This is a genomic window from Anaerocolumna sp. AGMB13020 (assembly GCF_033100115.1).
In the GTDB taxonomy this organism is placed as follows: Bacteria; Bacillota; Clostridia; order Lachnospirales; family Lachnospiraceae; genus Anaerocolumna.
In genome coordinates, this window is record NZ_CP136910.1 from 1,603,425 (window position 1) to 1,624,719 (window position 21,295).

General features: G+C 40.6%; 10 protein-coding genes. 3 read left to right on the forward strand and 7 right to left on the reverse strand.

The features are described from left to right. The first annotated feature begins 546 nt into the window (after nucleotides 1-546). A complete protein-coding gene (gene uraA / locus R2R35_RS06345) occupies nucleotides 547-1,818 on the forward strand; it encodes a uracil permease (protein WP_317733668.1) in 1,272 nt (423 codons plus the stop codon). A 402-nt stretch (nucleotides 1,819-2,220) separates the two neighbouring features. Beyond that, a complete protein-coding gene (locus R2R35_RS06350) occupies nucleotides 2,221-3,279 on the forward strand; it encodes a rhamnogalacturonan acetylesterase (protein ID WP_317733669.1) in 1,059 nt (352 codons plus the stop codon). 249 nt (nucleotides 3,280-3,528) lie between these two features. On the opposite strand, the gene R2R35_RS06355 is transcribed toward R2R35_RS06350, so the two are convergent. Continuing rightward, on the reverse strand, nucleotides 3,529-5,541 hold the full coding sequence (locus tag R2R35_RS06355) for a methyl-accepting chemotaxis protein (RefSeq protein WP_317733670.1): 2,013 nt from the start codon (nucleotides 5,539-5,541) through the stop codon (nucleotides 3,529-3,531). A 189-nt stretch (nucleotides 5,542-5,730) separates the two neighbouring features. On the opposite strand from R2R35_RS06355, the gene R2R35_RS06360 reads away from it, so the two are divergent. Then, nucleotides 5,731-7,284 carry a helix-turn-helix transcriptional regulator gene (locus R2R35_RS06360; RefSeq protein ID WP_317733671.1) on the forward strand — a complete coding sequence of 518 codons (1,554 nt, stop codon included), beginning with the start codon at nucleotides 5,731-5,733 and terminating at the stop codon, nucleotides 7,282-7,284. A 221-nt stretch (nucleotides 7,285-7,505) separates the two neighbouring features. On the opposite strand, the gene R2R35_RS06365 is transcribed toward R2R35_RS06360, so the two are convergent. The 6 genes from R2R35_RS06365 to R2R35_RS06390 all read right to left on the reverse strand — a co-directional run bounded on the left by R2R35_RS06365 (nucleotide 7,506) and on the right by R2R35_RS06390 (nucleotide 21,066). Further along, a complete protein-coding gene (locus R2R35_RS06365) occupies nucleotides 7,506-8,267 on the reverse strand; it encodes a VOC family protein (RefSeq protein WP_317733672.1) in 762 nt (253 codons plus the stop codon). A 170-nt stretch (nucleotides 8,268-8,437) separates the two neighbouring features. Beyond that, nucleotides 8,438-9,406 carry a helix-turn-helix transcriptional regulator gene (locus R2R35_RS06370; protein ID WP_317733673.1) on the reverse strand — a complete coding sequence of 323 codons (969 nt, stop codon included), beginning with the start codon at nucleotides 9,404-9,406 and terminating at the stop codon, nucleotides 8,438-8,440. A 361-nt stretch (nucleotides 9,407-9,767) separates the two neighbouring features. Beyond that, on the reverse strand, nucleotides 9,768-10,508 hold the full coding sequence (locus R2R35_RS06375; RefSeq protein WP_317733674.1) for an NADPH-dependent oxidoreductase: 741 nt from the start codon (nucleotides 10,506-10,508) through the stop codon (nucleotides 9,768-9,770). An 80-nt stretch (nucleotides 10,509-10,588) separates the two neighbouring features. Further along, on the reverse strand, nucleotides 10,589-11,095 hold the full coding sequence (locus R2R35_RS06380; protein WP_317733675.1) for a nitroreductase family protein: 507 nt from the start codon (nucleotides 11,093-11,095) through the stop codon (nucleotides 10,589-10,591). A 126-nt stretch (nucleotides 11,096-11,221) separates the two neighbouring features. After that, on the reverse strand, nucleotides 11,222-11,677 hold the full coding sequence (locus R2R35_RS06385; protein WP_317733676.1) for a MarR family winged helix-turn-helix transcriptional regulator: 456 nt from the start codon (nucleotides 11,675-11,677) through the stop codon (nucleotides 11,222-11,224). A 458-nt stretch (nucleotides 11,678-12,135) separates the two neighbouring features. Beyond that, complete coding sequence (locus tag R2R35_RS06390) at nucleotides 12,136-21,066, reverse strand: family 43 glycosylhydrolase (RefSeq protein WP_317733677.1); 8,931 nt, start codon at nucleotides 21,064-21,066, stop codon at nucleotides 12,136-12,138. Between the last annotated feature and the right edge of the window lie 229 nt (nucleotides 21,067-21,295).

Consider the following 21,295-nt stretch of genomic DNA (forward strand, 5'->3'; position numbering starts at 1 on the left):
TCCTTTCTAAAGATGATTTCCGGCCAACAAAAAAGACGCAGTATCTGTTCACTGCGTCTTCTTCCGGCAGATTAACCTTATGGTTAATCTCATATCTGTCTCACAGCTGTGTGCTTTAGCTCTAGCACACAGAAGTTCATACTTATGCCCGAATGATATTAAAAAGCCGCAGTATCTGCACGACCTGCGACTTAAATAGTTTATATGTTCAAAATTATAGAAATCTCTCACACAGGCCGGTCATGCATTTTTTATTCTGTTGAACTGTCATTAACATTGCTATAATCATCTGCCTGACCTCCTTTTCTTTGCTATTTTGTGAACATCACCGTCACAAAGGTTTTTAAGACTGTTCCCTGAACACATTAACATATTATGGCAGCCATTGCAAGAAATTTTTCATAAGGTTTTTACACTAATTGTAATACATGTAAATTTATGTAATTTTAATCAAAAAATTTTTGAAATTTATAAAATTCTTTGTGGAATTCTGACGAAGACCGTGCTATACTTGTCAGGATGAATTTTTATGAGGAGGAAACTTTCTTGGAAACGAAAAAAATTATTCAAGTGGAAGATAAGGTAGGCGTGGATCTATTAATCCCCCTTTCCCTTCAGCACATGTTCGCTATGTTCGGTGCAACCGTATTAGTGCCAATGCTCTTCCAGATCAATCCATCAGTTGTACTGCTTATGAACGGTATCGGTACACTGCTATTTATTCTTATTACCAAAGGCAAAGCTCCCGCATATCTCGGTTCCAGCTTTGCTTTTCTTGGGCCCGCTGGTCTGGTAATTTCCCAATGGGGTTATTCCTATGCACTTGGTGGTTTTATCGCAGTTGGTCTTGCTGCATGTATTATTTCTTTTATTTTCTACAAGTTTGGTATCAAATGGATTGATGTAGTACTCCCCCCCGCCGCTATGGGCCCGGTTGTTGCACTTATTGGACTTGAGTTAGCTCAGACTGCTGCCAAAACCGGAGGTGTTATCGCTACAGAGACTGCTCCGATTGATCCCAAAAATGTCACTGTTTTTCTTGTAACCCTAATCGTAGCTGTTCTTGGTAATGTATTATTCCGTAAATTTTTCGCTGTTATACCTATATTAATAGCTATCATTGCCGGCTATATAACTGCACTTATTACAAAAGTGGTTACTGGAGACCAGTTAATTCATGCTCTTCAATCAAGCTTCATCCATATTCCTAACTTCCAGGCACCTAAATTCAACATTCAGGCTATCCTTATGATCCTGCCCGTTATTCTGGTACTGGCTTCCGAGCATATTGGACATCAGATCGTGACCAGCAAGATTGTTGACAGAGACTTAGTAAAAGATCCCGGTCTGCACCGTTCCTTCTTTGCTGATGGTATTTCAACCATGCTGTCCGGTTTCGTAGGTTCTGTTCCTACTACGACATATGGTGAAAACATCGGTGTTATGGCTATGACAAAGGTATATTCCGTACAGGTTATTGGCGGTGCTGCCGTTCTGTCCATTGTTTCTGCCTTTATCGGACCTATTGCCGCATTGATTCAGACCATCCCAGGTGCTGTTATCGGCGGTATTTCCTTCCTGCTGTACGGTACCATCGGTGCTTCCGGTATCCGTGTTATGGTAGATGCACAAGTGGATTTCAGCCGCAGCCGTAATCTTACACTTACTTCCGTAGTATTTGTAACCGGTCTTTCCGGTGTTGCCTTAAAAATCGGTGAAGTAACCCTAACAGGAATGGTTCTTGCCTGTGTGGTTGCCATGGTAATGTCACTATTGTTCTATGTATTTGATAAGCTGGGTCTTACAAACGATAAGTAATTTTTTAAGGTTCTTATTAGAAGAACGATAACAGCTTTGTATAGAACTGCTGAATAAATATGAAACTGCTAAGGTGCTGTAATATATCAGGTTTCCAGAAATCTGAAATATTACAGCACCTGTTTTTTTACCGTATCTGATATCTTATTGTCCGGAAATGAATTGAACAGATATTGGTTATAGGTAAGAGTAAAAGAATATACTAAATTGATAGATACCATGTGCAGATTCTTTCATTCTTTATTTGTGGCAGTAGCGCAGGCCGGCCAGTGATATTCAATGGGTGGAAAGAATGATAGAAAGAGATGTTTTTTCTATTTTTTGGTCAATAAATATAGTGTTTATATTCTATAACATCTTTTATAATATATTTATTATATTTCTGACAAGGAGACTAATAATATGAATGCACCTGTTGAGACCTTATTAAAGGTACCTGCAAACGGTACCTATAACTTAAAAGTTACAGTTACTGCCGACAAAGATACGGATTATGTCATACTATTTGATAATCGCAGATGGTATCAGGAAGACACGGTAAAAGCCGGGGAGATCAAGGAACATGATTTTACTGTAAATGTTTGTGATACTCATCCATTTGGAAAAGAATATGTACAAGTAGAAATGCTTACGGTTGGTGTAATGGGTGAAGTGAATTACAGCTGTTCCTATAGTTCCTGTGATGCCCCCACCTTATATATCGCTGGTGATTCTACCGTTGCCGATCAGAGAGCAGAATACCCTTATGTACCTTCTGCCACCTATTGCGGCTGGGGACAGATGTTTCCACTATATCTAAAAAAGGGCTTTGGGCTTTCCAATCATGCACAATCAGGGCTTACTACAGAAGATTTTAAGCAGTCCAACTGGCAGGTCGTTAAGAAAAGAATAAGACCAGGCGATTTCCTGATAGTGGAATTTGGTCATAATGATCAGAAAAAACCGGAGCTTTCTGCTAACGGAGGTTACAGAGAGAATCTGATCTACTATGTTACAGAGGCCAGAAGACTTGGTGCAACCCCAATTCTTTGCTCACCAATAAATCGCATCTTATTTGATGAAAACGGCAAGTTAATCAATCTCCTGGGCGCCTATCGAGATACTGTCAAAAAAGTAGCAGAAAAAATGCAGGTTCCTTTTATCGATTTATGGTCCCGGACTACTGAATATATGGAAGCTGCCGGCCCCGAAGATGCCTGGGATTATTTCTGGGGTAATGGTACTTCGAGAGATTATACTCACACCAATGATATTGGCGGTAAGTTAATTGCGAAATTTGTAGCACAGGAAATAAAGAAAGCAGTAGTTCCTGGTATCAGCGATTATATTACGGATGCACCCCTTGATACACCGCTTCCCAAGCCCTCCGGTAAGAAAAATCTGGCAAAAAATCTAAACGATTACCGTACGATTGGTCTTGTCAATCTGCCGGAACTGGACAGGGATATAACCGGGAACTAACTATAGCTTATAGGAAAAGTGTATTTACATATCTATTCTATGGTTATTTCGAAATTAGGCAGAGAAGAGTTCTATTCTTCCTGCCAAATTCGAAAATGTTAACGACATATAAAATGAGCAATCAAATCTTCACTTAGTCTTCTTTCATTTTATTATTTTCTATCAATTGACTAATTTTTCTTTTCAATTGATTATTCATTCAATTAATTATTTACTTTCACTCTTTAACGTCCATGTAAAAATATAATTTTATAATTTAAATTTAGCAATTAAAGAATGTAGTTTTATAGCCAGCTCCGTTAGGTTATCACTTGCACCTGCGATTTCCTCAACAGATGCAGTCTGTTCTTCGGTTGAGGCAGATGCTTCTTCTGATGCAGCTGCATTCTCCTGAGCAATAGCAGAAAGATTCTCTAAGACTTCCAGTATTGTCTGTCTCATATTATTCATTTCATCACCGGCAGTACTTAAGCTAGTCACTGCATCTGTAGAGGTTTCCATGGATTCTGCAATACTTTTATATTGATTCCTGCTGTTTTTCACACTGCCTGACTGTTCTTCGGTTATTGCAGAGACCCTTACAATCGTCTGAACCGCATTCTCCGTATTCTTTTGTAAATCTTCTATAATTTCATTTATAACTTTGGTAGAGACAGAAGATTGTTCCGCTAACTTTCTGATTTCCTCTGCTACCACTGCAAATCCTTTTCCGGCTTCTCCTGCTCTGGCCGCTTCAATAGCAGCATTTAAGGACAACAGGTTGGTCTGTGCTGCAATGGACTCGATAACATTGCTTGCTTCACTGATTTGTCTGGAACTATCATTGGATTTCATTATGACTTCATAGATAGCTTCTACAGCAGCAGTATTTTCTTCGGTTATCCTGCTAAGGGTATCCATTTCCTTTAAGCCCGTCTTAACTACTTCTGTTGCTTTTCCGGTAGAAGTATGTACGTCCAGAATTAAACTTTGAACCTTTTCTATGGTTTCACCAAGCTGTATTGCCTTATGTGATCCTGTTTCCGTATGCTTCGCCTGTTCTGAGGCACCTTGTGCAATTTCTTCTACGGTTTTTGATACTTCTTCCGCAGCAATTGCTGTCTGCTGAGACGTTTCGGTCAGTACATTTGAGGCAAGCGATACCTGTTCTGATGAAGCCGTAATTTCTCTTATGATTACCCTGAAACCATTGGTAATACCAAGCAAAGAATCTGCCAGATCACCGATTTCATCCTTTCTGCTTCTAAACTTCTCGTTTATATTCTCTGACAGGTCCAAGGCAGCAATCTTTCTTGCATAGTTGCTTGTACCTATGATTGGTTTCGCTATCGAAGTACCTATAATAAAAGCAATCACTGCACTGATTACCAGCACCAGGATAACAATCAGGATAATATAAATCTGAAGGGTTTTTATAGGTTGTAATATTTCACTTTTTCCCGCTGCCAGTATGAAGGTCCATTCTGTTCCGGGAATTTCAGCAAATCCAACATACTGATATCCTCCATTGAAACTGTAATAACCATTGCCTTTTTCTTTCGAGATCGCTGACTTTAAGGTCGCTGCCAGGGCTGCCGCACTTTTATCTGTCTTTTCTTCTTCGATGGCATTATAACGATTCGTTACCAGCTCCAGGTCTTTATGTCCAATAATTGTTCCTGTTCCGTCAATGATATATCCATAGCCGGTAGTACCGTAACCTGTATCCTCGGCCAGTTTACTCAGAGTACTTCCATCCAGTCGTCCTAATAAGGCGCCTGTAACCTGACCATTATTTTCGATTGGTACTGCCTGCACCAGCACAAGTTCACCCGTTACCGGGCTAATCGTAAAATTAATCGCCTCTTCCCCTGCTAACGCCTTCCTTAAAGGATCACCTTCCTGAAGTACTATTTTCGTATCCGCGCTGTTAGCATAAGAAATGCTCCCATCAAGCTGAATGATACCAAGCTCCGTAAAATCTGTTTCTTTCAGTACACTTTGAAGCACCGGCTGCTGCTTAACCCAGTCCATGGACCTTAGTTCATCGAAGAAGGAAAGGGTCTTAAGCGTCCCTATTTGTGTCTCAAGCCTGCTGTTCTGCAACTTTGCGGCATCTTCAGCAAGTTCCATCATGTTATTCTCCGCTTCCTTTAAAATAATATCACTAGCAACTTTATTACTGATAAAACCTAATGCACAACATGAGAGTAATATTAAGATAGTAAAATAGAGTATTAATTTTGTCTTCACACTTACATTTTTACTGCTAGGCTTTTTCATATACTACGTCCCTCCACCTGTCTTTTTTCTTTTCATAAATGTCGTTATTTGTTATAATGTATTACATATTGTGGATTATAGCCGAATTATGCAATGATTAAAACTGTTATTAATAAACTGTCATTGTCATTGACATGACAGTATTCGGAATCCTGTAATAATGACACCCTCTAAAGGAGTACCCTGCTATTGTATAATGAAATGACTTTTGGTAAGTGCCTTAAATTCTTACTCGCCACCGTTCACCTTCCAATGAGCCAGTTAGCAAAAGCTATAAATGTGGATAATTCACTTGTCAGCCATTGGGTACATGAGAGAAGATTTCCTTCAAGCCAGTATATCAACAGCATTACAGAATTTCTTTCGAGAAATATAATGGATTCCTTACAGCTTAAGATGGTAGACGAGTTATTTTATAGTCTGAAGGTCAATGAGAAAATTACCGAGATTACGATAAAAGAAAAATTACATATCATGCTGCAGGCATCCTTAAATTATTCCCTTGCCTGTCGGACAGAAAAGAAAAGTGCTTCAGAAAGTAAAAGCGATGCCTCTTTTTTAAACTCCATTGATTTGTCCAGCAGCGATAAATTAATCTATGGTATAACCAATGTATTTACTGCTGGTATTTCCCTGATAGAATCAGCCAGAACCTACTGCCGTAAAGAGAATAATGTCATTTATCTGACCTATCATAATGTTCTTGATAACTCCTTTTTCTCTGATAACCGATTAAGCTATCTAAAAGAGATTTTGTTAGAGGTTATAAAGAATAACTGGCAGGTTACTTTTTTACTTACATTGGACAGCAATGTGGAGCGTGCAGTCAGATTAATCAGTTTTATATTCCCCTTACTTAAAACAGGGAAAGTCAATCTTTATAGCCTGACAAATAACGATAGTTTTATGACCGGTAAAGAATTATATGTTATATCCGGCATAGGTGCCTTGTCATGTTTCCCCACTGATGCCTACACCGGCATCAATTGTGCTTTCTATCTAAAAAGTAAATCAGCAGTTGACGTACTGACCAACTATATAAAATTATTAATCAATAACAATTCCAATAATATTGTCAAGTATTATAATCAGGAAACGAAAGATGCTTTCTTCTTCAAATTAACAGATTCAAATGAACAGCTGGGAAACCATTATTGCTATAACAACAGCTTCAGCAAACTGCTGATACCAATCCGGTTATATCAGAAATTCTTAGAACAGACAGATTTATCACTAGAGGAAAAAAAACTTTCATACTATTACTATGAGAAGCAATTCAAAGGTTTCCTAAAAAACCTGAGTCATCATATATGTACCGAGATATATTTCACCTCAGCTTTTGAAAATTTATGTAAAAATAATATTATATTTCTCTACACCTATACCGGTATAAAAATAATACATGCAAGTAAACGGGATATTATTGACTATCTGGAATATGCCATATCGATTATAAATCAATATGATAACTATCAAATAGCAGTTATTTATCAGAATATGGTTGGCTTAGAGAAAAATATAGCCTTATCCATAAAGGAACGCAAAGAGATATTTTTCTATGTGTATGGAAAGAGCAGGGCAGTTGATACAATTCTCTCACTTGATGACCCTGTCATGGTTAAAGCCTTTGTAGAATATTACAAGTATCTATGGCAGAAGATTTCTCCTCTTAACAAAGACAAGAAAGATATTGTACTCTTGCTTGAAAGCTATATCCAGATGCTTAACAAGGAGCTAAGGTAATCCGTCCATCTTTCTATTGATATAAGTTAAAGTAATTAACCAAAGCTTATTTATCAAAGGATAAAACCTTGAACACCTTTTACAACTGCAGCTGCTTTCTGGAGATACTCACCACGTACCAAACTATTGTCAATACTAATTTTTCTTATTTAGTGAGCTGCTGCAAAGTTCAATTTACACGATTTATCTTTGCAGCAGCAAGAAATTTAAGCAGTATCGTATTATTCTTTCGTCATGAAGATCTTAGCGCCATGGGTGAGATAAGGCTCCAACCTGCAATCTTTATTTCCCAACAGCCAGATTTCCTGAATCTCATAACTGCTGCCAGGGTATATATAGATTTCCTGCTTCCCCAGGTGATAGAAGATTCCTTTTCCAAGCTTTACACCTTGTCCAAATATCTGATTGTATTTTTCTTCATAATGGCTGAGATTATCTACTGCTATTGCAAGTCTTTTTATACCCACTGCACCGTTTTCATGTGTTAATTGCCTTCTGTCTTTCGGCAGTTCCGGTTCATAGGCACTCATAAAAAAGGGCAGGTGCCAGTCCTTTGAAAGTGCCATTTCCCAATGAAGCTCATTCCCTGCAAGGTCAATGCGTTTCAAGGAATAGTTCTTTGAAATTTCATAACCACGGTTTCTTAGTTCCTGTACATTGTTATGAAAGTCTGATTTCGGATTACTGTCAAGGGCATATTCGTTAACCCCCTCCCCAGAAGATGTATAGTTCCGATAACGGTCTGCTCTTGCTTTGTCAAAAAGACCAGCTATATTTAAAATAAAGGGAACCAGTGGTTTAAGCTTCCCCATATTGGCATCGTAGAGTTCAAGAAAAGACTCGTCTGAAAAATAAATAAGGGCATTGGTCGCCTTCTCTTCACAGCTGCCAAAGGTCACTGTAAATCCCAGCTTTTCAAAATCCTTCACAGCCTCTCTAAAATCATTGGTTTTTATTAATACATGGCCTAATGTAAATTTCATCTATACAAACCTCCTGGTATTTATTATTAAGGACAAAGCTTTCAGGTCTCTTTTCATTCCGTATGTGCTTTACAACATGATCCTTACAATAGTTTACCAGAGATGCCTCTTGCTTTGTAACCGGAAAGGTATTTTCAATGACCCAATCGGAAGTTATGTTTTCTAAGAGGTTATCCATTTCTTAGCTCTCCGGGTGTAATCCCATAATATTTCCGAAAATTCTCTATAAAATGACTTACATTAACATAACCGCACCGCCAGGCCGTGTCCTTTACCCTATAATCGCCTGACTGCACCAGTTGATAAGCCAGTTCCATTCGCTTGTGAACAATATATCCATATACTGTATACCCAAAGCACTGCTTAAATCCGGTTTTCAGCTTATACTCATTAATACAGGCCTCTTTTGCAAGACCGGAAATCGTAAGACTTTCCTTAAACGATCTGTCTATTTTTTCTTTTGCTTTTACAAGGCATCGGTAATCCTCCGCAGAAATATTTGCTCTGACAGCGAGCTTATCGGTTTCATATACAGCTTCATTTAAGAATACAGCAAGTAGCTCCAGTATTTTTCCTTCCAGATACAGTGTCCGTAAATTATCCCTGACAGGACAATTCAGAATCTGCTGAATTATCAAATATACCCCTGAGGGTATAATCCCTTTCTTCAGAATCTCATCCTTAACCTTGATTTCGCCGTTTAGAGAAGTTAACAGCTGCAGAACTACCTGCTCTTTAAAGGATATATTTATTCCTCTGCAATGCTGTCCTTTGGCAAAATTGCTGATACTGGAATCAATCATTCCTTTTTGAAGAAACCATTCACCTTCTGATACGGTAAATTCCTTTCTGCTGACTGAGGGATACGACCAGGTCAGATTATCTTTTAGGCAAAATCCCAATTGTATCCTGGAAGCGGGTATATGTGCCTCTTGAATACTGCAAGCCTTTTTAAAAGACATTTCAGTATCACACAGATTTATATCCCTGCCCGCAGGTGTTATGGTAATCGCTCCCCAGGCTAGAGCAGCGGGCAGGCGTATCTCTGAAGACACTTCATAAACTTCCTCTCCGCCTTCCCATAGGCAATGAACCTGTTTTGGCATAGCTTCTTCATTTTTATATTGTATTTTCAGCATAGCCGTCCTGCCTCTCATATTTTTTGGAATTTGTGCATTGGGCTGCTGTTGATAATAATATATTACTTTCAGACAGCCTTCAGAATAAACTCCATATTAGTTAGCTTAAACTAACTCAATGATATAACATTAGCATTCTAATTGCAATATGTTCTGGTTTTCTGTTTCCATTGTATTCAGCTTACGTTTCTCCTCTATCATAAATTTCTGCTGCAATATTCCTAAAACATTTACCTTAGAGTATGGAAAAGCTACTCTCAAAAAAAGATTCCAAAGGCAGCATTATCCGTGAAGATATGCCGCTTTAGGAACCTGTTATTATTAGTCAAGCTTTTTGCTCTTGTTAAATATACCTTCCAATCTATTTATCATTCTGAAATCCTTGCTGCTTCAGTACCGGGTATACCTTGGGATAATAAACATTCTGATAAATATTAGAGGTATACTGGCTCCAGTTACCTTCCTGTTGTCTTCCGATTTCAGAAAGATAACTCTTCATCTCACTGTCATATTGATCAATTGCTTCTTTTAAGCCTTCCACATTGTACTTCTCATCATGTCTGAAGGCCTTCTGAGGAAGCCTTGGTTTTTTATGGGAAGGATCCAAAGGATATCCAATTGCTAAGCCTGCTACCGGAAAGGTATATTCGGGAAGACCGAGGAGCTCTATGATATCCTCGGGGTTTTTGCGCACACCTCCGATGGGTACAATGCCAAGTCCAAGGGATTCAGCTGAAATAATAGCTCCGCCCATATTGAGTCCCGCATCAAAAGTTCCAACCATAGTGCCTTCCACACTTTCCTGTATTACCTGCTTTAATCCGTTTTTCTCTGCTGCCAGCCTGGTCTTATAAAAGTCCATTACAAATACAAGAAAAACCGGTGCATCATCAATCCACTTCTGTCCGCCTGTTAGTTCAGCGATTCTTGCTTTGGTTTCTTTCTTTCTTATAACAATGACAGAGGTCTGCTGTCCATTTATGGAATTGGGCATAGCCTGAGCTGATTGAATTATATCATCCAGTAAATCATCCTCTATGTCTTTGTCAAGAAAACTGCGAATGGATCTATGGTTCTGTATGGTTTTAATCATTTCATTCATAATATAAATTCCTTTCTGTTCAAGCACACTACATGGTCTTACGCTATATGTTCCCTATAAAAATTCGCTTTTAAATAGAATCAGCTCCACTTTTCATAATGTACTCTGTCTTTGTTATATCGATCTACAAATTCATTTTGCTGTCCGTCGGGATAGCCAACTGCAATTAATGCATAGGGTTTGATATTCTCAGGAAGATTATAGAGTTTACGTACACTTTCTACCACACTGTCAGCAGTAGCAACACCAAGCCATACGCCTCCCAGTCCTAAATGAACTGCCTCCAGCAGTAAATTCTGAGTTGCTGCTCCTAAATCCTCTTCCCAGGCGGTTGGAACTCTTAAGATATCAGCATTTGCCATTACAAGGAAAGTTACACCTGAGCCTTCAACGGGTCTGGCATAAGGTGATGCCTGAGACAGTTTTAACAGATTCTCCTTCTCCTGTACAACGATAAATTCCCAGGGCTGCTGATTCGCTGCAGAAGGTGCCTGCATAGCTGCCTTTAACATTAATTCTATCTTCTCAGGCTCAACAGCCTGATCCTTAAACTTACGTATACTTCTTCTGTTGAATATTTCCTTCATTGTTTATGCCCATTTCCTATCGCAGACCTGCCTGCGATACTGCCACCAATAAAAAAGAGTGAAAGATTCTCCATGTGGCATCCTTTCAATTTATTATTTACTTTCACTCTTACTACATACCTCCGATTAGTTCTCTTGATTCTGTAGTTTTTCAATTAACTTACTGCTGATGGTTATAAATTGCAGAACTTCCTCTTCCGTCAGAATATTCTTGTAAGCATCATGCAGCCTGTTCCATGAGCGGATAATTTCGTCTTGCAGCAGCAAACCTTCTTCTGTGGAACAGATAAATACATTTTTGCCTTCTGTTCTTTTAGCAACCAGCTTCTTTCTTACCAGCTTTTCTATAAAACGTGTTATGGTAGACGGAGTCAGGTGCAGCTTCTCACCAATTTCCTTCTGATGGAGTTCTCCTTCCAGATTTACCATATAGAGTATCAGTGCATGGCTTGTGGAAAGCCCAGTCTTACCAAATGCCTCCTCTGCTATCTTACTGAATTCCCTGGCAAGCTTTGTGGTGGAAAAAAACAGGCAGCTATCTAATTTGCAATTACAACTATCGTTATTTATCGTACCTTTCAAAATTATCACCTCATTTGTTTGTACATACAAATATATCACCGAATAATATGTATGTCAATTAAATTTTTCACAATTTATATTCCTGGCTATCGTTCAAGCGTTTTCTTAAATGTTATTTGTTCAATGCCCACCCCCTGGGGATTTCCTTTCCAATGATCATAAACACCTAAACCTGCTAGGGTGTATCTGTTGACCGCTTGTGCCGGACTTTAGATTCCACTTTGGGGAGGCAATTTGCGAAAAACAACAAGGCTTGATTTTGGAAACGTAATGGTGTTACGTTCCTAAAATTGCAACGCAAATTACCGCAATGTGGAGCATTTAGAACGGTACAATGAGTTTTCAGACACACCCTATATTCTAACAGCTTTCACCGACAGGCTTAAGTGCTACTTCAATCGTTAGTCTATTATCTTTTGTACGTGTATACTCTTAAATATTTCCTATTCTTATCTATTTTATTTGACCTGTACTTTAACTTTTAAAGTTTTCGTTTCTCCTGAATACAACCTTATCTTTACAAGAATCAAAGTACTTCCTTTTTTCTTTCCGGTTACCTGCCCCGATTTTTCATTAACCAGTGCTATGGTCTCGTCTTGAGAAGAATATTTTATGGTTACCGCTCCAATTGCATTTGCGGAGGTCTTATCTGTTATTTCATTGGTCTTCTCCAGGGTTACCGGTAAGGTTACTTCCAATTTCAGATTTTTTCCTCTGCTGATACTTAACTTCTCCGGTACGGAAATCTGGCCACTTAATGAATTGGTTATGTTATTGCTTGCTTTTTGAGGCATCAGGATGTAATCGGAGCAGCTTAAGATATTCATGGTAATGTAACCGTTCTTATCTACCTTATAGCTGCCTGTTTTTAAAGAATCTAATATACCCTTCGTTTCGTTGTAATGATATACGTAGACCATATCACCAGCTTTGATTCCCTTTTGATCTGCCACATATACCCTTACCGCAGCCTGCGCAGGCAATACACCACTATGTTTGAATACGACTGCTACCGCCTGTTTATTTTTTGTGTCTTTTGATAATAGTTTGTCGACACCTTTTACGGTATTTGCAGGTACCACTTCCAGCGAGGTATTTACAGCTGTCACAGCCTGTTTGGAATTCTTAAGAGAAGCTGCCTCAAACTTCCACTGGTAAACGACACCTCCCTTTTCATCCTTTACTGTCAGTGACAAGCCTTTCTGATTTTCTTTTGCCATCTCCAAAAGCTTCTTATCCATAATAATATCCTCCAATTTGATTCTGGAGTCTGCTGTTATGGCCTGGGGAAGAAGGATTGATACCTCTACCAGCTTTGTCTTATTGCTCTCTAACTGAGCACCAAGCTCCTTCTCCGGCAGTGTTATTTTTAATAAATACGGTTTTTCTTTACTGGAGGCTTTTAATTCCTCCTGTAATTTCTCTGAAGAAACTGTTAACGCAACCTCTGCTGTCTTATTTTTTACTTTTGTATCCAGGAGCAGATATGGCGGAGTGTTATTCTCCGGAGCTCCTACAGGGGTGGGAGTTGCAGCAGGTGTAGAGGTTGGCTCTGGGGTTGGCGTACTTGTAGGTGTTGCGGTTGGTTCAGCCGTTGGGGTATCTGTTGGGCTCGTGGTTGGTACAATGGTCGGACTTACTTCTGCACCTTCCGCTAAAATGACAATATCCCACTGACGTTGGGCTGTTTCACCGGCCACACTGACAGAAGCAGTTAATTTAACCCTTGCATTGCCGTCTCCTGCTTTTGGACGAATAATGGTACCATTATCCGCAAGAATATCTGCATTACTGGATTTCCACTGGATCTGGGCTCCATGCAAACCACTGGCGGGAAGTGTCAGATTCTTTGTAATGCCCGTAACTTCCCCCAGATTGATGGCCTCTGCCGCTTCCTTTGCCAGCCTTTGATTTTCTTCTTGTTCTTCTGTGGTAGTCTTGCTGCTTCCAAAGACCTTAACTTCGTACAAAGTCGGTGTATACCAATTATTCGGATTATTATGCAGTACCGCATTGGTTACGGAAAGTCTTACATAACGTCCCTTTCCGGTAAGGGTATCAGCAGTAAAACCATAAGTCTTGTTATCTGACTTATCCAATATCTCAGTCCAATTCTCGCCATCCTCACTGATCTCAACTTTATATTGATAGTACCCCTCCGAACCTTTATACATAAACCAGGATACCTGTAGCCCTGACAATCTGTAGGTGCTTCCCAGATCCACCTGCCACCAGAAGGGCCACTGAGATTTTGCCGCTGCATAAGCCGTATCATAATTCCCATCGTTGGCTTTTACTGCTGTTTTGGTCCCATTTGCAGTAACAGATGCAACAGCCGGTTTGTTTTCTGATAACAATACCCCTTTATCTTCCGGTATGATACTTCCGGTAAAGGGATTATAGAGCACTTTATCATAGTAATCATAGGTAGCAATTCCGTTTGCAAAGGCAACAGGCAGGCACACCGCAGCCGCAGTACCTTCTTCTCGTACCCATCTTGGTGCAAGCATAAAATAATTCTTTCCTGCCGCCCCTTCAATAGAAATTACACCGCCGGACTGTGAGGAATAATTAGAACTGTTTCCAATGCTTCGCAACTCACTCCAGGGTCCCTGTAAGGAAAGGGCACTGGCATAAGCTCCCTTGCTGGGATACCAGCCAGCGGCCTGTGAGGTAAAGAGATAGTAGTACCCATCTTTCTTCACAAGACTCGGTGCCTCCCGGTACTGGTTCTCAAATACTTTTGTGACAATACGTTCAATTCCTGTATAGGTATCATTCATCTGAAAGATATACATCGTCGCGTTGGCACCTTCACCAGCTGCATTACCGGCTGTTACCAGGTATCCGGTTCTGGCTTCATTGTCATCTATGTAGAAATTCATATCCCTTACAGCAATTCCTTCCGGATTATAGATCTCATGTACGGTAAAACGCTCACCCGGTGTGGCTGAGGCGACCAGAGCTTTTCCGGAACCGTAACCTTCTTTTAATTCCCAATGGGCCCAGAGGATATTCTTATTGTGAATGCTGTCATAACGAATATTCATAGCCTCCAACTTACAGGAGGCAAGATCTGGATGGCTGTTTCTGTCCATTACGGTTTTTACGTAAGTCCAGTTAAGCGAATCCTTGGAGGTATACTCCTCAAGCTTTGAGAAACCGCTTTCATCACTGACGTAGTCATATCTGTAATAGGTGTCTCCTGCCTTTAGGGTACTTAAAGTGGTCATGGCACCACTGACAGAATTGCTGTATTCCAGAAGTCCTTCGGAAACCGTTGTAGTCTGTGCCTTTACTTCACTGCTTTCTGCAAGAAGAACACCATTGTTCCAGGCTTGAACCTTATAATAATAGTTCTTGCCAATAGCAAGCCCGTAGAGTTTTACGGAAGTACCGGCACCGTGATAAGCCAGACTGTATTCCCCTGTTTCACTCTCCTTGCCGTATACATAATAGCTTAGAGCATTTTCCTTTTGGGACCAGGCAAGGTTTACATTATTAACCTTATTGGAGCTGCTTAGTTTAAAGGGTGTAGCAGTAATACCAAAGGGATTTGAGACATTTTCTGTTCCTTCGCCATAGATATTTACCTCATGAATTCCACGATACCAGGTAGCTGAGTTATTATTATTTACATTTATCTGTCCTGATACGGTAATTCTTATGTAGCGGTAGGTACCTGACAGGGAGTGAGCAGTAAAGGAGGTCGTAGTATTACCGGTAGCGTCTATGATTGTCGTATAATTACTGCTGTCATTGCTTCCTTCCACGATATATTTGTAGCAAACCTCTGAACCATTCCAGGACCTCCAGCTGATATCAATATCACTGAGCTTATACTGTCTACCAAGATCCACTCTCCACCAATAGGGCACACTGTCTTTACCGGTGTCAAAATAAGTATCATAATCACCGTCCACAGCCAATGCAGAGCTATAGCCTTCTGCTTCATTGCTGCCTGCCGTTTCCTTTCCTGCTGACAGATTTATTTTCTTTGCATTGGTAACCTCTCCGGTCTGAGCATTTAGCTTCCACTCTCTCGTATAATCCATGGAAAGTTTACCTGCTTCAAGCTCCAGGGGAAGCCACACATATCTGGAATCACCAAGAGCATTCTGATTCCAGCGGTCACCAACATAGACATAGGTGGCAGTATTTGTTCCGTTTACGGTAAGTATATTGGCAGGCTGAGAGTAGAAAGTTGAAGTATTGCCGAATTTAATCAATTCAGACCAGCCCTCTGCCTGGGTTATATCCTGTGTACTGGTATAATAGCCTTGATTGGGCTGCCAGCCGGACTGACCAGAGGTCAGCATATAATAATACCCATCCTTCTTTACAATAGCCGGAGCTTCACGGCGTTTACCGGCAAAGAGGGTATAAAGCTTCTTCTCCACGTTGGTGTAAGAATCGTTTAGTCTATAAATATCCAGGTCCGCATTGCTGTTGGCTGAGGAAATCAGATATGCTGTTTTATCCTCATCCACAAATACGGTAAAATCTCTGGACTGGTTACCCGGGTCGAAATGGCCGAGATATTCATAATCTCCGGTTATGGTATCACTGACTGCCACCACGACATGACCAAGATTATAATTGCCGGCTTCTTCCCAATGTCCCCATAGTATATATTTTTTCGTTTTCTCATTATAGATAACCTTAGGGCGTTCAACTTTGCAGCTTGCTAACTCAGCCGCTGAATCCGGTTTCAAAATATCCTTTTCATAAGTCCAGTGCATAAGGTCCTTTGAGGAATATACACTGACACCGTTAAAAGTGGCTCCGTTATGGGCTTTGTTTTCTCCAAACCAGTAATAGGTACCATCTTCGTAAAGAAAACTTCCTCCATGGGCCTGCAAGGTATTTCCATCCAGGTCTTTCAGGCTCTCACCATTTACGATGGTAGCCGCTTTGATCTTACTGGTAGAAAGCTGTTCTATGGCAAACCAGCTTAAGACCGGGTCTTGAGAACTTTCGTATCTCGACACCCTTAAAGTAATCTTTGTATCTGCCGGCAAGGTAAAATTTCCTTCCGCATTTTTCGTCTTGTCACTGTCAGGAACATTTCCGTTCACCTGGCTCCAGCCAAAATTCTCTGCAATTTTAGTGGTTACGGGAGTTCCTTTTTCATCGGTGTATTCGATGGTTATATTCATATGGCGTGACTGATTCCACCACTCTTTAAAGCCTGCCGTAAGTTTATAGGTTCCTTCTTCCAACTGCATCTGGTACACAATATCCTTATGATTTTCAGAATACCAGCCATTTTCATAGCGGTCGGTGCTCTGGGTTACTCTCCCCTTCATCTCTGTTGCGGAATTACTGGAATATCCCCAGGAGCTGTCATACTTCTGATCCGGTACAGCATTGACCAAAAGGGGTGAATTTTCTTTCAGTATATTAAATACCTCTGATGAGGTTCTGTTACCTTCTATGTAGTACATCAGTTTTCTGGAGATTACGGTAAGGGTAGTAGAAACCGTCAGATTTACTCCTGTAACCTTTCCTGTTACTTTATAGGTATCACCAATGGTATCCAGCGCACCTTCCGGAAGTGTATCCCAAAGTACTTCACAATCCAACACCTTACCCTGGGATTTCACCTTAACCGCAGCCGGAAGCGACAGTTCTTCCCCCAGCTTTGTTACTGTGGGAAGAACCGTTATTAATTCTGTCCCAAGAATATTCTCCATTTCCTTTGCGGTATAGGCTTTATCGTATATCTCAATATTATCGAAATATCCTTTGAAATAACCATCACCACTGTAAAAGGACTTGCCCAGATAGGTCATTACCTCTGTACCAAAATCTGATATCTTTGTTGTCAGACCGGTTACCTGTTTTACGAGGAGTCCGTTAATATACATCGTCATAGAATTATCCTCAAGCACCATAACGACTTTGGACCATTCACCTGTGGTCATACTGCCGCTTATTTTCTGCTCACCGCCCCAGGTAGCCTTGGTTATAGCACCATAGAGTTCACTTCCTCTGGCACGAAGAAAGAAATATTTCTGATCGCTTTTACCGATTCCAAAAGTAAAGAAATTACCAGAGGTAAGGCTTGACTTCACATCCATTACCAGAGTCAGTTGATTCTTATTGTCCAGTAATCCTTTTGGTATTTCACCATAGGTTCCGGTGGTTCCGTCCAGATATAATACCTGCCCTTTTACCGGGTCTGTTACATAGGTTGCTTTCCCGTAAAGCTTACCTTTATGGCCGGAACCGCTCTTATCTTCTATCACAGTGCCTGACAGGCTTTCGTTAAAATCATACTTTAACAAGGGTATAGCTATAATATCTCCTGCATTCTCATACACCTTATCAAAATTATCCTTTGCTGTCTGAAGTGCGGACCTGACCATTTCAATGGTGGTGGCAGCTTCAATAAGGGCTTTGCCTTCCGATATTGCCGTGTGCAGAGCTGCTGTTTCTTCTGTTGTATAATTTGCTTTTCTTTCAAGGGCTTCTGTTGTATAAGCAGTAAATTCTGTGAGTGCCAGCGTTTTTTCTGCCAATACCTCTCCGCTTGAAGCTTCATTTACTGCCAGCCAGCTTAAGATTACATCCGGTCCTGCCGTATATTCGTATACCTTAATGGTCACATCAGCATCCACCGGCAAATCAAAGAAATAACTGACGGTCTTTTTGCCATTGTTGGTAAAACTGCCAAGTGTCTTTGTTATTACCTGATTATTCTGTGCATAGGAAACCGATAAACCTATGTTTCTTGTAGTTCCCCACCATTCCTGAAAACCTGCCAGCAGCTGGTAACTGCCTGCCTTTAGAGGAAGGATATATTGAATGCTTTTATCAGTCTTTGCCCAGAAACCGCTTTCAAAAGCATCGCGGCTGGTATTATTTTTATAACCAATGTCTGCATTTGTTATACCTTCTCCTTCAAGGATACTGGAATAACCCCAGCTGCCTTGCCCATATGCCTTATCCCAGGTCTCATTTATAAGTGTAACTTTCTCTTTTATCATATCATAGAGATCGGAGCCTGCAGTTGCGCCGGAATCAATATAATACTTTAAGGTATCCGGTATCACCAGGACATTTGCTGCAATTGTCTGGTTATAACCTGCCAAGGTACCTGTAATTTTCGTCTTTACCGCTGGCAGCAGGTTCTGAATCTCCCAGTTGACGGTCACATCTTTCGTTTCTGCGCTGCCATTACTATAAACAGTTATACTTACCTCAGAGGGCAGTTCACTGATACTGTTATAGAGGTCCTTTAACTCTGTATTCACCTGTACCGGAGCAAGTTCCGCAAGATCCGCAAGAGTCCAGTCTGTGTAAGCCTTCAGCTGCAATTCCTTGTTAGCGGTTAGCTCAACTGGCAGCCAGATATACCTGGAATCCCCCAGATTACTGTCATACCAGCGGTCCCCCATATAGATATAGAGGCCTTTTTGTGGATCATAAGGTATTACATTGGTACTCTGAGAATCAAAGGTGGTATATTTGGTATCTCCTACACAGGGGTCACCGGCGTTGGTCCAGGTACCAAGGATGGAATCCGCCACCCAGTACTGTGCCTGATTGGGTGCCCAGCCTGTTGCTCCTGAATTAATCATATAATACTTCCCTGCGTACTTAAATACTGCCGGTGCTTCTCTTTGGGCTCCCGGAAAGAGTCTTACGAAATCAACTCCATAGACAGCTTTTTCAACCGGTGTGGCAAGGTTAGTATAGTCTTCATTCAGCTTTGAGATGAACATGGTTCTGTTCTCTTCACTGGAATAAATGATATACGCTGTACCGTCATCATCGATAAACAGATTCATATCCCTGGCAAACCCCTTACTGCTTTCATACCAGGCACCGGTCAGCTGATCCTCCGGGCATACATTCAGACGGTACCTGTCTATAAACCGGAAGGGACCGGAGGGTGAATCACTGACTGCTACCCCTGCAGCTGCCGCCGCATAATTGGCACCGGGGCTTTCCACTGTTGGACCGTCTGCGTGGAACCACAATACATATTTCCCGGTCTTTTCGTTATAAATCATTTTCGGTCTTTCAATAACCGAGGTGGAGTTATTGATACAAAGATATACGTTATCCTTTTCTTCCGAGGTCAGATTACCATATAATGCAGTAAAATAGGGGTCGTTATCTAATTGCTCTCTGGTTGTGACTGATCGCATGACATACCCTTCAAACCTCCAATTATAAAGATCCTCTGAAGAATAAGCACTGATACCGTTACTTCGGTATCCCTTTGTCTTGTCTTCTCCGTACCACCACCACTTTTCTCCTATCTTTTGTACCTGCCCGCCATGGGCCTGAATAGGAATTCCGTTGATATCCTTCCATACACTGCCACTTGTTCCAGAGAAGCTGGAATAACGCTCGATAGTCCTAAGGGCGGCATACTGGGCATCCAATTCATTACACTTCTCACGAATCTCTAAGCCGGAAGCAGTACCAGAAGCTATCATTGCTTCAGCTTCAGCAATTATTCTTTCCATATCTCCCAAGGTATCTTTTTTGCCACCGCCATCCAGATACAGCTCTGTGCTTAATGCTTCTGTTGCATAGATTGTTCCTGCGGCAGCGGCAGTATTTATTTTGCTCCGGATGTCTTCTATTTTAGCACTTAACACAGCCGTATCATAATCCGGCACTGCTTTTATGATGATATAATTCATTAGCGGGTCCTTATAGCTGTCTGTTCTTGATGGATTATGTACAAACACATTAAGCTGTCCATCTGAAACTCTCAGTTCATTTTTACTCTCGACAACTTTATTCTGATCAAGACTCAAAGCACTGGTATAGGTCGTTCCCTCCAATACAATATCAACAGGCCTCCAGGACCAGGGATTTTTAAAACCCACTGTTACTTCATAATAACCGTCAGGCAATTCAAAGTCATAATAGAATCCACTGACTCCGGCTACATAGGTGATTGCCCCTGTGTAATAGTATGTATCTTCCTTGTTCAGACTGGCAGCCGTTCCACCTGCAACCGCATTGGAGTTCGGCGTATTAGGGAGTCGTCCCCAACTATAACCCGTTGTATCCGAACCATAGACCTTATCCGTAACGGATTGATAAAGCCCCATATGGTCTCCGCTGGCCACTGAACTGACATTACCTGCACCGCAATTCACAAAATACAGCACATAATCATTGGCTGCCAGCTCTTTAGTACCTGGTGTGACTTTTGTTATACTGGATCCGCTGACTACATTTAATACGGTGTTCCCCTCACCTGCAGCCTCATCCATATTTACTTCTGATTGAATTTGCCCTTTCTCTTCTGTGCCGATTAAGGCAGCTGCCTCATTTGCACTTACAGGCAGTGGTTGTATTATCAGTGCGAGCATTAATAGTACAGCCATCATCCTGTGTAAACGTTTTTGCTTTCCCATAACTTATCCTTTCTCTCTCTATTACTGGATAAAAATATTTTGTGCAATTAGTATATTATTATGGATTATTTATCCAGTATTTAAATATTATCATACCATTTAATATAATGCAACCGGTTTCATTGTTATTTTATTTGTGCACATTATACACTTGTAGATTTTTGTTTCGTTTTGTCGTTATACCCATACTTATTTCCCACTTTATATAGCAGGGATATTTTGGTAACAT

What these genes read in the sequence shown, in the direction of transcription:
- R2R35_RS06350 (WP_317733669.1), top strand. Translation starts at nt 2,221, where the DNA reads ATGAATGCACCTGTTGAGACCTTATTAAAGGTACCTGCAAACGGTACC.
- R2R35_RS06355 (WP_317733670.1), bottom strand. Translation starts at nt 5,541, where the DNA reads ATGAAAAAGCCTAGCAGTAAAAATGTAAGTGTGAAGACAAAATTAATA.
- R2R35_RS06365 (WP_317733672.1), bottom strand. Translation starts at nt 8,267, where the DNA reads ATGAAATTTACATTAGGCCATGTATTAATAAAAACCAATGATTTTAGA.
- R2R35_RS06370 (WP_317733673.1), bottom strand. Translation starts at nt 9,406, where the DNA reads ATGCTGAAAATACAATATAAAAATGAAGAAGCTATGCCAAAACAGGTT.
- R2R35_RS06375 (WP_317733674.1), bottom strand. Translation starts at nt 10,508, where the DNA reads ATGAATGAAATGATTAAAACCATACAGAACCATAGATCCATTCGCAGT.
- R2R35_RS06380 (WP_317733675.1), bottom strand. Translation starts at nt 11,095, where the DNA reads ATGAAGGAAATATTCAACAGAAGAAGTATACGTAAGTTTAAGGATCAG.
- R2R35_RS06390 (WP_317733677.1), bottom strand. Translation starts at nt 21,066, where the DNA reads ATGGGAAAGCAAAAACGTTTACACAGGATGATGGCTGTACTATTAATG.